We start from the raw sequence: 16,229 nt of genomic DNA, 5'->3' as shown, positions 1-16,229 counted from the left end.
TTACTCTGAGGGGAAACTTATTGCCACCGTGTAAAAAAAGCTTGTTTTTTTCTTTACAAACAGTCCGAAACGTAGTATAATAAGAAAGTAATATCTTAATTCAACGGAGGAATTCATTATGTATATAACTTGTCTTGACCTTGAAGGAGTTCTCGTTCCCGAGATATGGATCGCTTTTGCAGAAGCAAGCGGTATCCCCGAACTGAAAAAGACTACCCGTGACGAGCCCGATTACGATAAGCTCATGAACTGGCGTATCGGTGTTCTCAAGGAGCACGGTCTCGGACTCAAGGAAATTCAGGACACTATCGCTAAGATCGACCCAATGCCGGGCGCAAAGGAGTTCCTCGACTCTCTCCGCGAACTTGGACAGGTAATAATCATCAGCGATACTTTCACACAGTTTGCTGCACCTCTTATGAAGAAGCTGGGCTGGCCTACTATCTTCTGCAACAGCCTTGAAGTTGCAGATAACGGCGAGATAACAGGCTTCAAGATGCGCTGCGAGAAATCAAAGCTCACAACAGTAAAGGCTCTTCAGTCCATAGGCTATGACACTATCGCAAGCGGTGACAGCTACAACGATCTCGGCATGATAGAAGCAAGCAAGGCTGGCTTCCTGTTCAGAAGCACTGAGCAGATCAAGAAGGATCACCCCGAGCTTCCTGCTTTTGAGACATATGATGAATTACTTGCAGCTATCAAGAAGGTAATGGCTGACTGATACATACAAGGGCGGCAATTGCCGCCCATAAAACTAAAGTCTTCGGAATGATTATGGAGGTATTAAAATGAGCTACAGCTTTAATGCAGAAAAAGTGACCAATGATGTAGTACAGTGGGTACGTGACCTGTTTGAAAAGACAGCTACTCCCCAGACCAATGCTGTTATCGGCATATCAGGCGGTAAAGACAGCTCCGTTGCAGCTGCTGTCTGTGTAAAAGCTCTCGGCAAGGACAGAGTTATCGGAGTCCTCATGCCTCAGGGCGAACAGGCTGATATCGCATACAGCCGTCTGCTGGTGGATACACTTGGTATAAAGAGCTATACTATCAATATCGGCGATACTGTAAGCGCATTCATGGGCGAACTCAAAAAGCACCTTGAGCCTTCAAATCAGGCTATAGTCAATACTCCTGCACGTATAAGAATGACAACTCTTTATGCAGTTGCGGCTTGTCACAACGGCAGAGTTGTAAATACCTGCAATATGTCTGAGGACTGGGTAGGCTATTCGACTAAATTCGGCGATGCAGCAGGAGACTTCTCGCCACTTTCCGACCTGACAGTTACCGAGGTATTACAGGTTGGCGAGTATCTCGGACTCCCAGATGAGCTGGTACACAAAGTGCCTATCGACGGACTCTGCGGAAAAACAGACGAGGAGAACTTAGGCTTCACATACGCTATGCTGGACAGATATATCCGCGGACTTGACGATCTCAGCTCAGAACCTGCAATAAAGGAGAAGATAGACAGACTTCACAGAGCTAATCTCCACAAGCTCCAGCTCATGCCGAAATTTGAATTCAAGCCATGATCCATGTATAAATATAAGCCATAGTATTTCCGATTGGGAGATACTATGGCTTTTTTGTCTGTAGGGGCTGGCGTTCTCGACAGTTCGCGAGTGAGCAGTAAGTAGTTATCAATTCATAATTCATAATTGTAGGGGCGCGTTCCCCGCGCCAGTTTATGCCTTACGATGCAAATTACATGAACGCACTGTAGGGACGACCAATGGTCGTCCGCGAATTGAGAATGTAGGGGCTGACGCAGTTAACAGCTGCACGTACCCTCTGTCCTACGGACATCTCACTGCACAGCAGAGAGTCACTCAACAGCCCGAGTTTTACGCAGAGTAAGGGTGCGCCGTCACGCCGCCCGTGTCGAGTAGCAACTGCCCTTTTAATGATACACGGACGACATAAGGAGCGCTGGCTCTGCGCTCACGCGATAATGTATGCCTTTCGTTTTATTATTACTCGCGGCTAAAACTAAAGCTCTAAAAGAACCCTTACGCGGAGCAGCGGTCGAGCTGGCTCAGCTCGAAAAAAACACCCCGCCCATTATTACGGACGGGGGTGATTGTAGTGATCACTTTTATGAAGCAATTGGTTTATTAAGGCTGATTACCTTGTGACGTATCTTCTGCCACCTTTCATTGTCGAGCTCACCTTTGAGACAAAACTTGTAGACCTTGTCGCCGTGTACTACATTTACATGGTAAAGGTTCTCACAGCCCGCAAAGGCAAACTTGCCTATCTCTGTCAGTGATGAATGGATTGTGAGGTCACTGAGATTTCGGCAGCCCCTGAAAGCATACCAACCGAGATGCATCGTACTCTCAGGTATTTCGATGCTTCTGAGATTTTCACAACCGCTGAAAGCTGTATCGGAAATGACCTGAACAGTATCGGGAACAAGAATTCTCACAAGATTTGTGCAGTCGCAGAACGCCCCCTCATCGATTATCCCTACGTTATCGGGAATGAAGATCTCAGTAACGCCTTTTTCGTCCTTGTACCTTTTAAGTACGCCTCTTTTGATCTTGTAATTCATTAAATTTTCTCCTTAATTGAATCTAACAGCGATCCTATCCCCTGAACTCTCTTAGTTCGTAATTATTATAGCATAATAATGACAAAAAGTCAATATTCTGTAGTTTGGTTTTACCATATTCGTTAGAGTTATACAAAAAAACTCTCCCCTCTTTGCGGGGAGAGTAAATTTCAACCATTTGTTTAAGCAGTTTGCAAGCATGATTTAATCTGATCTACTCTACAGATTTAAGTGACTCTGCCATATTTATTTTTTCTAATTTAATCTCCATGAAAAGATCGACTATAAAGGTGAAAAGAAATGTCAGAATTATGCTGTAAATAAAGCTTTTCGGCAGTATCCGCACACTGAAATCCACCATATCCACTCTTATCTGTGCCATAACGAAACGGTGAACGAATATGCCGAGCAGAAGTCCTATTGCCGTACCGATAGCGGTAAGGGCAACATTCTCACGAAGCACATATGATGAAGTTTCGCGCCTGAAAAAGCCCAGTACCTTGATCGTAGCTATCTCGCGGACACGCTCGGTAATATTGATATTCGTCAGGTTATAGAGTACGATAAATGCCAGTCCCGCGGCACAGATTATAACGATGAGAACGATATAGTCAAGACTGCTCATCATCTTGCTGAGTCTTTCTTTCAGATCAGTAAACACAAGAACTGCCGTAACATTGCCGTTTTTAGAAAGTGCAGCAGTAGTTTTATAGGTGTCCGCACCGCTTCTGAAGTTGAGAAAAGCATAGTTTATCGGCAGTTTCTCGCCAAGCTGCTGCTCCATAGTTTTTCTGCCCATGAACACCACATTGTAAACATGATTTTCAAAGACTCCGCTTACCTTTACTTCAAGCTCACGCATATTTTCATCGCGCAGCTTCATAGTGTCACCTGTCTTGATGCCGTAACGCTCTGCGATACTGTGACTTACTATCGCCTCACCGTCGGCAGGCGGAGCAAGCTCGATTCCGTCCATGCTTCTGAATTTAAAGTATTTATCCATTCCCTCAAAGCTTTCGGCGGCATTTACGGTTACGCTCTTGACCTTTTTCCCATAGAGCAGATCCCATGTGCCTGTGTAGAGCAGAGAATAGTCTGAGGTGTTTTCCGCAAAGACATTTTCAAGCTCTTCGGGAAGCGCCTCTCCTAAATTCCTCAGTGATGCAGAAGCGTCTGCTACCTGAATATCACCATACTGCATCTCAGCAAAATCTGCAATGGAGTCCTTGAGTCCGAAGCCTGTGACAAGCAGTGCAGTACAGCCGCCGATGCCAAGTATCATCATAAAGAAACGCTTCTTATACCTGAAAATATTACGTATAGAGACCTTATGCAGGAATTTCATGCGCTTCCAGATAAAGCCCACGTATTCAAGGAATACTCGCTTTCCTGCTTTCGGAGCTTTGGGACGCATAAGTCCTGCGGCAGTTTCCGAAAGCTCCATTCGGCAGCTGAACCATGTTGTACCGACTGAGCATATAAGAGATACCGCAAGAGCGATAAATGCAAGCTTTTTGTCAAAGAGATAATGCATTGGCAGTTTCAGGTACATAAGCTCATAGGTCGTCCAGATTATCTTCGGGAAGAGATATGTTCCTGCTCCGTAGCCCAGTACACAGCCTATGAGGGCTGCAAGTCCAGAGTAGAACATGAATTTACCCATTATTGTACCCTCGGAATATCCCAGAGCCTTGAATACGCCTATCTGAGTTCGCTGTTCCTCAACCATTCGGCTCATAGTGGTCATGCACACCAGAGCTGCCACAAGTATGAAAAATACTGGAAATATCCTTGCCACCTGCGCAACTATCTCGGAGTCGTTTTCAAAGCAGGCGTAGCCGATATTGGTATTTCTGTCAAGCACGAACACCTCAGGCTTTTTCATCTTCGCAAGGTCGGTCTCGCCCTTTTGTATATCAGCCTCCGCATCGGATATCTGCTTTTCAAAATCTGCATGGGAGCTTTCGTAGTCTGCAAGTCCGCTTTCGTATTCGGCAAGACCGCTGTTGTACTGCTCCATACCCGAAGCATACTGCTCAGGCATAACATCTTTTATCTGTTCAAGCTGAGCAAGCTGTTCATCGAGCTGAGCTTTCGCGCTGTCGAGGTCGGCTTTGGCGGAGTCCAGTTTTTCACGTCCCTCTTTGCGATTTTTTTCAAGCTCACTTTTTCCGTCATTGAGCTTGCTTTCAGCTTCGGAATAAATATCGTCGTATCGCATATCCGCACGGAACTGCGCTATGCTCTCCCACTGCTTGTCCCTGCCGTCCATGAAGCTGTCGTATTCATCGGAATATATGGTATAGTCCTGATCGAAGCGGATATATGCTTCCGTGTATACATCAAGGTCAAAGGCATCTTTGGGCAGATAGATAAAAGCGTTTATCTCGCCGTTTCCGACTGATGTTGTACCTCGCTCAAAATTGATGTACATTGATGAATCCGCAGTTCCGACAACAGTAAATTTACTGCTTTTCAGAGCGTTTTTCACACTTTCCGAGTTTTCATCGGAAATAGAAAAAGAAGTACCTACAGGGAAACTATCCTTTCCGTTCTCCATTATACATTCATCGGGAGCCTGCGGCATTCTTCCTGAAATAAGCTTTATTCCGTTTATATTATCCGTCAGGGAATGCGCCCTGAAAACATACTCCCTTGCTCCTGCCGTGATTATATCAAGACTGTACGCGCCTTCAGCCGCTCTCACATCGGGACGGCTCTTAAAGTCCGCAATATCCTCCTCCTGCCAGCCAAGTGACGACAACAGGCGGTAATCGTAGAGCTGCTTTTCCTCAAGAAATCTGTTGACTGTATCCACCATTGCGGGAGTTGTTATCCTTACGCCTGTAAAGAAGCCGACTCCGAGAGCGATAATAGCCATGATGGCAAAAAATCTTCCGAAAGTTCCGCGGATTTCGCGGAGAGTTGTTTTTCTTACTGCCGAACCCATAGCGTCACCACTCTATATCTTCAATATCAACGATATTCTCGTTCATACGAACACTTGATACCGTTCCGTTCTTGACCTTTATGATACGGTCAGCCATTGGAGTAAGCGCCTGATTATGGGTAATCACCACAACAGTCATGCCGTTTTTGCGGCAGGTGTCCTGCAAAAGCTTCAGTACAGCCTTTCCTGTTTCGTAGTCGAGAGCTCCCGTAGGCTCATCACAAAGCAGGAGCTTGGGATTTTTGGCAAGAGCACGGGCAATAGCCACTCTCTGCTGCTCACCGCCCGAAAGCTGTGCAGGGAAATTAGCCTTACGCTCGGCAAGTCCCACCTGTTCAAGAACCTTTCCCGCGTCAAGAGGGTCACGGCATATCTGCGCGGCAAGCTCCACATTTTCAAGAGCAGTAAGGTTCTGCACAAGATTGTAGAACTGGAAAACAAATCCCACTTCATAGCGTCTGTAAGCGGTAAGCTTCCTTTTGTTCAGTGCAGATATTTCCGTACCGTCAAGGAATACGCTTCCCGAAGTAAGTGTATCCATACCGCCGAGGATATTGAGTATAGTAGTCTTTCCTGCACCCGATGCACCGACTATTACACAGAATTCCCCTTTATTTATCTCGAAATTTACGTCGCTGAGAGCATTTATCTCTACCTCGCCTGTCTTATAAGTCTTTCTGACATTTTTAAACTCAACGTAAGAACTCATAATTGACCTTTCTTTCCCACTGAAATAGTAAGCCGCACTGAGCCGTGCAGGGACGCTCTCGTCCGTCGGTTTCAGCTAAGCATACTGCAAAACAGTTATTTTTCGTCCTGAAACCGACAGGCGGAGTAAAGCTCCGCCTCTGCACGGCTTCACATACCGACCTGTTAATTAATGTCTGCTCAACAACTAAAAATTGACTTCATTTTGAGTTATAAAGTCAATTTTTAGTTGTCAAGGTGCAAGAAAAAATAACTATATCCATCTTTTTCTTGCACCTTGTTTTGACCTTTAGGGCAAAATGAGCTTAACATGAATAAATGTAATGCGCAAATTTCCTACTTTTAAAAAAAATTTGCGCTCCACGAACTATGTTCGTGGAAATAACCGCCTTTCGGCGGTTATTTAGTATGCATTTATTATATCACATATCACCGATTCTGTAAAGTAAACAGCTGAACACACTATTGTAAAATCAATTTACATCATATTTTCACCATATTCCTAAAAATTTGTGTTTACATTTCTAAAATAATTGTGTATAATGATAGATAACCAATACAGAAAGGGGTAAATCCATATGAAGCTATTCAAGCGGATATTCTCAACGGCTGCCGCAGCAGCTATTTTATCGACGATGATGACTGTCATGCCTGCTCAGGAAGCAGCCGCAGCCACCATAGTAAATGTTTCTCCCTACGATGTATACGACATAAACGGCGGAAAGTTCGAGGGCTGGGGCACTTCTCTCTGCTGGTGGGCAAACAGAGTCGGCTACTCCGATACTCTGGCACAGCAGGCAGCAGATACATTTTTCAGTCCTGACGGACTGGGGCTCAACATCGCACGTTTCAACATAGGCGGCGGCGATGATCCCTCCCACACTCACATAACCAGAACAGACTCGAATATGCCGGGCTATACGAAGTACAACAACGGCAATGTGACCTACGACTGGACTGCCGACTATAATCAGCGCAACGTACTTCAAAGATGCATCAAAGCCGCAGGCGATGACATGATAGTGGAGATGTTCTCCAACTCTCCGCCTTATTATATGACAAACAGCGGATGCAGCTCAGGTGCAAAGGACTCGGGCAAGAACAACCTCCGCGATGACAAGTACACAGATTTCGCAGAATACCTCGCCGAAGTAACTGCCCACTACGAAAAGGAGTGGGGCATACACGTACAGAGCATAACGCCCATGAATGAGCCGTACACCAACTACTGGGGCGCATACAGCAACAAGCAGGAGGGCTGCCACTTCGATCAGGGCAAGTCTATGGACACTATTTATCAGGAGCTTTCCAAGTCTCTGAAAAAGCGCGGGCTCAACGATATCATCATAAGCGCCAACGACGAGTCCGTAATAGATACGGCAATAAGCTCATGGAACAATATGTCCGCCGCAACAAGGGCTCTTATCGGACGTATCGACACCCACACCTACGGAGGAAGCAAACGTGCCGAGCTTAAAGAAACTGCCATAAAGGCAGGCAGAAACCTGTGGATGAGCGAGGTTGACGGCGGTTCTACAGCAGGTACAAATGCAGGCGAAATGGGTGCGGGACTATGGCTTGCAGACCGCATAACCCTTGACCTCAACGAGCTGAATTCCTCGGCATGGATACTGTGGCAGGTCATTGACAACCACATCTCCTCAGTGGGTATGAACGGCAACAAGGACAAAGGCATGGTAAATACTCAGGGCGGCTACTGGGGACTTGCTGTTGCAGACCATGACAACAACAATATTATCCTTACCAAGAAATACTACTCTATGGGGCAGTTCTCACGCTATATCCGTCCGGGTATGACAATGCTGAAATCCGGCAATAACTGCGTCACAGCCTTTGACAAGGAGAACAACAAGCTTGTTATTGTTGCCACAAACGACGGTTCATCGGACAAGCAGATAGTATTTGACCTCTCAGGCTTTGATACAGTGGGCACTAAGGCTCAGCCTATACGTACAAGCAATTCCGAGTCATGGAAGTCGCTGAATACTATCGACCTCAAGGGCAATGCTCTTGAAGTCACTCTTGCAAAGCAGTCCGTAACTACTTACATCATCGAAGGAGTTAAAGGCGGTGCCGCTCTTACCGATCAGATAGCAATATCCTCGTCTATGCTCAGCGGCTCAGACTCATGGAACAGCGACTCCTCAACAAACTTCACAAAGGCATTTGACGGCAGTACAGCAACTTACTTTGACGGTGTCAGCGACGGCTGGGTACAGGCTGATTTAGGCGAGCTATATGACATTACAGCTCTGGGATACGCTCCGAGAGGCGGCTATGAGTACCGTATGACTGACGGAAGATTTCTCGCTTCTCAGGACGGTACTAACTGGTCGGAGATATACGTTGTAAAGAACAAGCCCTCATCGGGTATGCACTACGTAACAGCTCTTTCAGGCGACACCACAGCCCGTTATATCCGCTATGAAGTCCCAACGGGAGCACCCAAGAACGAGTACAACAAGGACAGCGCGTACTGCGCAAATATCGCAGAGATAGCTCTGTTCGGAGTCCCTCACGGACAAAGCTCCACACGTCCGAAGTATGATAAGCTTGAACCCGTTTCGGGTACGGGAAGCGGCTCGTGGAAGGACACTGCTTCCGTAACATTTGAAAAGGCTTACGACGGCAATATGAATACCTATTTTGACGGACTTGAAGGCGGATATGTTCAGCTTGATCTTGGAAAAGTCTGCAATATTGGCACTATCGCATACTGTCCGAGAAGCGGCTACGAAGCACGAATGATAGGCGGATATTTCAGTGTATCCACTGACGGTACCAACTGGAAAAAGGTCTATACCATTGAAAATAAGCCTACCTTCAAGATGAATTATACAGACGAATTTGAAAATCTTTCCGCAAGATATATCCGATATGAAGTTCCCACAGGCGCACCGACCAGTCCGCTTAACAATGACGATGTGTACCTGTGCAACGTGGCTGAGATAGCAGTTTACGGACTGACCAGCACCGTGGTCAAAGGCGATGTGAACAACGATGCTTCTGTGAATGTTGCCGACCTTGTAATGCTGCAAAAATTCCTCCTCGGAGCTGAAAAGGAAATAACCGCAGACAACGCTGACATGAACCACGATTATACAGTAGATGTATTCGACCTTGTTTTACTCCGCAAGCTCCTCATAAGTCAATAAGCATAAAAAAGGCACTCAGTTGAGTGCCTTTTTATTTTACTTCTGAGCATTGTATTTTTGCTTGCTAAGATTAATCATAATTTACATTTGTAGGGAACGACGCCCTCGGCGTTCCGTTGTAGGGGACGGCGTCCTCGATGTCCCATTATAGGGACGCCTTCTCTTGCAAGGCGTCCCTCTTCCGAAAACAATTCACTGGATTGTTTTCGGAATTCACCCTTGCGATGCGCCTTCGTATTATTTCGCTGTTCTTTAAAAACTGGGAACAGCGACCAAAGGCTCTGCCTCTGGACTCTGCCAAAGGAACATAGTCCCTTTGGAATCCCATTCATACGCTCGGCAAGTTATTGCATATAATCCAGATTTAACTGCTTATAGCAACCGCAACTATCCATATTATCAGGTAATGGAGCGGATAGAAGCCGTAGAAGAACCATTTCGCCAGTGTGGGGTGCTTACCCTTTCTGCCGTTATAGAATACTGTCATGCACAGATAAGCCAGCACGAACATGAGCATCATTACTGCTATCTGAATGATAAGCCTGCCTGTCGGCACCTTGCCGAGACTGAACAGATTAGGCAGGAAATGCAGACACATAAGGATCATATAGGCTATGCATCTTGCCTTAGGCTTGTCGCGGAAGATGTGCAGGAACAGTATGAACAGCACTCCGAAAGCCATCCAGTCGGACTGTATCAGCAGTGTCATACCGTCACAGAGTATCACCAGCAGTATCCTCTGCCAGAGCTTGTATCTGCTCTCCCAAGCCATAATAGCAAGGAGTCCGAAAAACAATGTAAATATAACATTGGTATGCCACCAGCCGCTGAACTTATGGCAGCACAGCCAGTCAAAGGGCTGAGTTATACAGGCGAATATAAAAAGTCTCTTCGCGTACTTTTTTCTGTCGTGAGTGTACTTGTAGCCGTCTGCGATAAAAAAGAACATAACAGGCGGACAGATCAGCGAAGTGTATATAACTATGTACTCCCACATAGGGAGAGTATAGAATGCTTTGACATCACCGTACTTATACTGCACTGCCCAGCCTATAAGATGTCCCCAGAACATGATGAATATAGCAAGACATTTCATCATGTCGCGGTTGAATATTTTGTATTTGGGTTTTGTGTTTTCTGTCATATGAGATATTTTCCTTTATTAATTTTCCGAATAGTCCGAGAATGTTACCTTGTAATCGTAATTTATACCGTCATATACCGTATACATTGAAAAAACTTCCGAGCATCTGTCAAATCTTGTACTGCACTCGTTTCCGTTATAAGTCCATACTATACCGTCAGTACTTACGGACTTTATTTCAGCAATGACATCATAGGGATTTTTGTCACGCTGCTCCGTTACCCAGTGACCGTCACGGGTCTCGTAGAAAATATCTCCCGACTTTATGGTAAAGGTCTCGTCAAATTCGCCTTCACCGAGGGAATGTCCGTCCTCTCCCCAGCCGTCGTAATGGGAGTATACCGCCATTGTGCAGCTTGGTATCACTTTTTTATCGGGTTCTTTTGTCTTTTTGCCGCAGCCTGATGCAAATACCAGCACTGCCGCAAGAATAACAGATAGTTTTTGCTTTTTATACATATTATTAGACCTTTACATTGGGATTTGTATACTGCCCATGCTTTTTAGTCGCACCTTTCCAGAACTGTATTGCAAACTGGGGACAATGGTGCAGACAGCGGAAACACAGTGCGCATCTGTCCCTTACCCAGACGGGCTTGCCATCTCGCATCTCTATAGCGTTTACGGGACATTTCTTTGCACACAGACCGCAGCCGTTGCAGTTGTCGTCAACGGAAAGATTTTTGGTGCTTCTAACCTTTGCGAAAACCTTATCCGTAAACGGATAAATAGCATAAGGAGTCCTCAGTCTTGTGAAATTGCCCTTCTTTTTATGGAGTATCATGGCGATAGTCCTGTCGATATTGACCTCAGCCTTTTCGTTCTGCTTTGCAACCTTTTCGTGATCGGAAAGGTCAAAGGTGACAGTCCAGTTATCTGGCATTTTGATATTGTAAGCCGCACTGAGCCTTATGCCCTTTTCTCTCAGTATATGGCGTGTCTCCTCTGCACTGCAACCGGGAGTAGTTCCATAGGTGGAAGCCACGAAGATATAGTGGCTGCCTCTTCTGTGAAGCTTCAGATTTCTCAGGAAAGCCCTTACAGGTATTGGCAGTGCCCACCAGTGAGTAGGAGTTACTATGCCCAGGCACTCGTCCTCCTTCAGGGTTATATCATAGCATTTCTCTTCGATCGATACCGCCCTGTCGCCAAGTGCGTCAGCAATACGCTCTGCGGCATATTTACTGTTGCCTGTAGCCGAAAAATAAACGATCATACCCTCATTCCCCTTTTATGTCAGATATTATCAGTAATTTTCTTTTCTTACCTCGAAATAGCTCTGCGGGTGGAAGCATACAGGACATACCTCGGGAGCTTCCGTGCCGACTACGATATGTCCGCAGTTCCTGCACTCCCACATAGTTACGCCGCTCTTTTTAAACACTTCCATAGCCTCGATATTATGAAGCAGAGCACGGTATCTCTCCTCATGGTGCTTTTCGATAGCTCCTACGCCGCGGAACTGCTCGGCAAGGTCGTGGAAGCCCTCTTCGTCTGCTTCCCTTGCCATTCTCTCATACATATCCGTCCACTCGTGGTTCTCGCCGTCAGCAGCCTGATTGAGATTTTCAACTGTAGTACCTATGCCGCCCAGAGCCTTGAACCAGAGCTTAGCGTGTTCCTTTTCGTTCTCGGCAGTTTGCAGGAACAGTGCAGCTATCTGCTCATAGCCGTTCTTCTTTGCAACAGAAGCAAAGTAAGTATACTTGTTTCTTGCCTGAGACTCTCCTGCAAAAGCTTCAAGGAGATTTTTCTCGGTCTTTGTGCCTGCGTATTTATTTCCGCTGCTCTTGGCAGGTGCGGAGCTTATAAGCTCGAACTGGTCTGCACCCACACCGCATATAGGACATTCAAAGTCAGCAGGTACTTCATCGCCGATATACTCATAGCCGCATACAGTACATCTCCATACGGTCTCGCCGCTTTCGGTCTTTCCAACGGGTACTGCGTTATTCTTTGGAGCATCTTTTAACTTTTCAAAATCTGCCTTTCCGTGCTTGCAGATAGGGCAGATAAAGTCGTCGGGGACTTCATCGCCCACATATTCGTATCCGCAGATAACACATCTCCATATAGTCTGACCGTCGGCAGTAGTTCCCACAGCTTCGGGCTTTGGCTTGATATTGCTCTGGTAGTATTCATATGTAGCGGAAGGAGCATCGCTGAGGACTTCCATATCCTCAACATTTGCAATGAACATGGTATGTGTACCCAGATCTATGCTGTGCCATACGGAACAGGACAGAAATGCATTCGTGCCCTTTGTGATTATGAGAGTACCGTTTTCTGCGCGTTTGCAGTCGGAAAAATCCGCAAATTTATCCACATCTCGTCCCGACTGAAAGCCGAAATGCCTGAACAGTCCGAAATCAGCATCTTTGCTGATAACAGAGGCTGTGAATTTGCCTGTTTCAAGTATCATATCGTGAGTGTGATTGTTCTTTGCCACTGTCAGGCTTACTCTGTTCGGTATAGAAGTTATCTGAGCCAGCGTATTTGTGATGCAGCCGTTGTCTTTGCCGTACCTGTTTGCTGTCACAACGAAAAGTCCATAGCTTATTTTGTACATTGCTTTCTTGTCCATGATAGATACCTCCAATTTATTTCAAATTAAAAAATTGATATGTATTTCATACCATATATTAATTTTACCAAAGACTTTGACAATAATCAAGTATATTTTGTTAATATTTTGCCTTCTTGACTTTTTCGGTCAATGTGGTATAATATTTGTAAAAGGGAGCTTGTGAACAGGCTGAGAGGGAGTTGTAAACTCCGACCTTACCTGATTTGGATAATGCCAACGTAGGGAAATACTTATGTGATGTAGGTGTGTCTCTGTGCAGGCGCACCTTTTTTGCAGCGTGAGCGCTATAAATTGTCATATTCATTTCAAGGAACGCCGAGGGCGGCGTTCCCTACAGATTGGTTCACGTTTCATTTTGCGCATTGTACCGTTTGCGAGTACGTTTAACGATTAACGATAAAGTGAGCGAGTTTGAGAGCGACAACGTGGCAAGGGGGCAGTTTCACGCTGCGCGGGACATCGGGGGCACCACCTTGTCTCGCTATACAAAATTAATGCTGGGACGTAAAGTCCGAATATGTCAGAAGGAGCAATTATAATGAGAACAGCATTAACTATCGCAGGGAGCGATTCCTGCGGAGGCGCCGGCATTCAGGCGGACATGAAAACCATGACCATGAATGGTGTTTTTGCCATGAGCGCAATAACCGCTCTCACCGCACAGAACACGACCGGCGTAACAGGTATTATGGAGGTATCGCCTGAATTTTTAGCCATGCAGCTTGATGCTGTATTTACGGACATTCGTCCCGATGCAGTAAAGACAGGCATGGTATCCTCCGACAAGCTTATCCGCACTATCGCCGAAAAGCTCCGCGGATACAAGGCTGAGAACATAGTTGTAGACCCTGTTATGGTAGCAACAAGCGGTTCAAAGCTTATCGCTGATGAAGCTGTAGAGACTCTCAAAAACGAGCTTCTCCCCATTGCAGCAGTGGTCACTCCCAATATCCCCGAAGCGGAGATACTTGCGAATATGAAAATATCCTCGCAGGAGGATATGGTAAAGGCTGCTCGGATCATAGGTGAGAAGTACGGCTGCGCAGTGCTGTGCAAGGGCGGTCACAGTCTCAATGACGCAAACGACCTGCTGTGGAATAAGGGCAGTTCAACATGGTTCAAGGGAAAACGCATAGACAATCCCAACACTCACGGTACGGGCTGTACACTTTCAAGTGCTATCGCTTCTAATCTTGCAAAGGGCTTCACTCTCGAAAAGTCAGTGGAACGCGCTAAAGACTACATCTCGGGCGCACTGGCTGCTATGCTCGATCTCGGAAATGGCAGCGGTCCTATGAACCACGCTTTCGCTCTTACGGGTGAATTTGCAAAGGAAGCTTGATTCAAATCAAAAATTATTTATCGGAGGAAATCAAAATGAAGAATTACCACACACAGATGGAAGCGGCTAAAAAGGGCATAATCACTCCCGAAATGGAAATAGTCGCTAAGAAGGAATATATAGACCCTGAGGAGCTTCGCGCACTCGTTGCAAAGGGCGAGGTTTGTATCCCCTGCAACGTAAACCACAAGTCAATATCTCCGGAGGGTATCGGTACAAAAATGCGTACAAAGATAAACGTTAATCTCGGTATCTCAGGTGACGCAAAGAACTACGACATCGAAATGGAAAAGGTGGACATGGCTCTCAAATTCGGCGCAGAGGCTATCATGGACCTTTCCAACTACGGCAAGACAAACACTTTCCGCAAGGCTCTCATTGAAAAATCACCTGCTATGATAGGTACTGTTCCTATGTACGATGCTATCGGCTATCTTGAAAAAGATCTTCTGGAAATAACTGCCGAGGACTTTCTCAGAGTCGTTCGCGCTCACGCAGAAGAAGGCGTAGACTTCATGACTATACACGCAGGCATCAATCGCCGTGCAGTTGAGGCTTTCCGCAGAGACAAGCGTAAAATGAACATCGTTTCACGCGGCGGCTCACTTCTCTTTGCATGGATGATGATGACAGGCAACGAAAACCCATTCTATGAGCACTATGACGAGGTCCTCGATATACTCCGCGAGTATGACTGCACTATCTCTCTCGGTGACGCACTCCGTCCCGGCTGTATAGACGACGCTACAGACGCAGGTCAGATATCAGAGCTTATCGAGCTTGGCGCACTCACTGAAAGAGCTTGGGCTAAGGACGTTCAGGTAATGGTTGAGGGTCCCGGACATATGGCAATGAACGAGATAGCTGCTAATATGAAGCTCCAGAAGCGTATCTGCCATAACGCTCCTTTCTACGTACTGGGACCTCTCGTAACTGATATCTTCCCCGGCTATGACCACATCACTTCTGCTATCGGCGGTGCTATCGCTGCTGCAAGCGGAGCTGACTTCCTTTGCTATGTAACTCCTGCGGAGCACCTGAGACTCCCTGATACGAACGATGTTAAGGAAGGTATCATCGCAAGCCTTATTGCTGCTCACGCTGCTGATATCGCAAAGGGTATCCCTCATGCCACAGACCGCGACAACGCTATGGCTGAGGCACGTCACGAAGTAGACTGGGACAAGATGTTCGAGATAGCTGTTGACGGCGAGAAAGCTCGCGCATACTTCGAGAGCACTCCTCCTGCTGACAGACACACCTGCTCAATGTGCGGAAAGATGTGCGCTGTAAGAACTACAAATATGATACTCAACGGCGAAAAGGTGGAGTTCTGCACCGAAAAATAAGTCTTATAAATATTACCGAGTCTGAAATAACAGGCTCGGTTTTTTTGGCTTCGCAAGTGGTTAGTGATTAGTGAGTAGATTGTAGGGGCGAGTGACCCTCGCCCGTAAATAATCCCCGAATGATGAATAGCCATGTGTAGGGGGCGATGCCCACATCGCCCTGTTCGAGTCTCGTTGGATTTCGTCAGGCTGATGTAGGCATCAGCCCCTACAGTGTGTCATTTGGAGTTTATACGTAATTGGCGGACGCGCAATGCGCGTCCCTACAGTGCGCTCATGTAACCTGTATCGGGGGTTGACGGGCGGCGAAACGCCGCCCCTACTACTTTCTACTTTCTACTTTCTACTCACTTGCTAAGGGCTAACGGCTAACCACTATGCACTAAGAACAAATTACGCTGTTCGTTTTT

General features: G+C 46.3%; 12 protein-coding genes and 1 riboswitch. Of the genes, 5 read left to right on the top strand and 7 right to left on the bottom strand.

Features of this window, described 5'->3' with window-relative positions:
* Nucleotides 1-118: 118 nt before the first annotated feature.
* Together thrH and nadE are read left to right on the top strand one after the other, a co-directional pair.
* A complete protein-coding gene (gene thrH / locus L870_RS0112790) occupies nucleotides 119-724 on the top strand; it encodes a bifunctional phosphoserine phosphatase/homoserine phosphotransferase ThrH (RefSeq protein ID WP_028518480.1) in 606 nt (201 codons plus the stop codon).
* Between the two features lie 67 nt (nucleotides 725-791).
* On the top strand, nucleotides 792-1,541 hold the full coding sequence (gene nadE / locus L870_RS0112785) for an NAD(+) synthase (protein ID WP_028518479.1): 750 nt from the start codon (nucleotides 792-794) through the stop codon (nucleotides 1,539-1,541).
* Nucleotides 1,542-2,104: 563 nt separating this feature from the next.
* Here nadE and L870_RS0112780 read toward each other — a convergent pair.
* The 3 genes from L870_RS0112780 to L870_RS0112770 all read right to left on the bottom strand — a co-directional run bounded on the left by L870_RS0112780 (nucleotide 2,105) and on the right by L870_RS0112770 (nucleotide 6,222).
* A complete protein-coding gene (locus tag L870_RS0112780; protein ID WP_028518478.1) occupies nucleotides 2,105-2,563 on the bottom strand; it encodes a leucine-rich repeat domain-containing protein in 459 nt (152 codons plus the stop codon).
* 214 nt (nucleotides 2,564-2,777) lie between these two features.
* A complete protein-coding gene (locus tag L870_RS0112775; RefSeq protein ID WP_028518477.1) occupies nucleotides 2,778-5,513 on the bottom strand; it encodes an ABC transporter permease in 2,736 nt (911 codons plus the stop codon).
* Between the two features lie 4 nt (nucleotides 5,514-5,517).
* On the bottom strand, nucleotides 5,518-6,222 hold the full coding sequence (locus L870_RS0112770) for an ABC transporter ATP-binding protein (protein WP_028518476.1): 705 nt from the start codon (nucleotides 6,220-6,222) through the stop codon (nucleotides 5,518-5,520).
* A 577-nt stretch (nucleotides 6,223-6,799) separates the two neighbouring features.
* Between L870_RS0112770 and L870_RS0112765 the strand changes: the two genes are divergently transcribed.
* Entirely contained in the window at nucleotides 6,800-9,397 is a 2,598-nt protein-coding gene (locus L870_RS0112765; RefSeq protein ID WP_028518475.1) for a discoidin domain-containing protein, read from the top strand.
* Nucleotides 9,398-9,761: 364 nt separating this feature from the next.
* On the opposite strand, the gene L870_RS18690 is transcribed toward L870_RS0112765, so the two are convergent.
* The 4 genes from L870_RS18690 to rbr are packed head-to-tail and all read right to left on the bottom strand — an operon-like array spanning nucleotide 9,762 to nucleotide 13,125.
* Nucleotides 9,762-10,541, bottom strand: a complete 780-nt coding sequence (locus L870_RS18690) for a TraX family protein (RefSeq protein ID WP_051411558.1) — start codon at nucleotides 10,539-10,541, stop codon at nucleotides 9,762-9,764.
* Between the two features lie 18 nt (nucleotides 10,542-10,559).
* Nucleotides 10,560-11,000, bottom strand: coding sequence for a hypothetical protein (locus tag L870_RS0112755; RefSeq protein ID WP_028518474.1), 441 nt, complete (start codon nucleotides 10,998-11,000; stop codon nucleotides 10,560-10,562).
* A 4-nt stretch (nucleotides 11,001-11,004) separates the two neighbouring features.
* Nucleotides 11,005-11,757, bottom strand: a complete 753-nt coding sequence (locus L870_RS0112750; RefSeq protein ID WP_028518473.1) for an EFR1 family ferrodoxin — start codon at nucleotides 11,755-11,757, stop codon at nucleotides 11,005-11,007.
* Nucleotides 11,758-11,787: 30 nt separating this feature from the next.
* On the bottom strand, nucleotides 11,788-13,125 hold the full coding sequence (gene rbr / locus L870_RS20075; RefSeq protein ID WP_028518472.1) for a rubrerythrin: 1,338 nt from the start codon (nucleotides 13,123-13,125) through the stop codon (nucleotides 11,788-11,790).
* A gap of 142 nt (nucleotides 13,126-13,267) precedes the next feature.
* A riboswitch (TPP riboswitch) is annotated at nucleotides 13,268-13,371 on the top strand.
* Between the two features lie 295 nt (nucleotides 13,372-13,666).
* Between rbr and thiD the strand changes: the two genes are divergently transcribed.
* On the top strand, nucleotides 13,667-14,470 hold the full coding sequence (gene thiD / locus L870_RS0112740; protein ID WP_028518471.1) for a bifunctional hydroxymethylpyrimidine kinase/phosphomethylpyrimidine kinase: 804 nt from the start codon (nucleotides 13,667-13,669) through the stop codon (nucleotides 14,468-14,470).
* Between the two features lie 35 nt (nucleotides 14,471-14,505).
* On the top strand, nucleotides 14,506-15,819 hold the full coding sequence (gene thiC, locus L870_RS0112735; protein WP_028518470.1) for a phosphomethylpyrimidine synthase ThiC: 1,314 nt from the start codon (nucleotides 14,506-14,508) through the stop codon (nucleotides 15,817-15,819).
* Nucleotides 15,820-16,229: the final 410 nt, after the last annotated feature.

Origin of the sequence: Ruminococcus flavefaciens ATCC 19208 (assembly GCF_000518765.1) — a bacterium.
Lineage (GTDB): Bacteria > Bacillota > Clostridia > Oscillospirales > Ruminococcaceae > Ruminococcus > Ruminococcus flavefaciens.
Note: the sequence above shows the minus strand (reverse complement) of the source record. Positions and strands in the feature narration are given on the sequence as shown.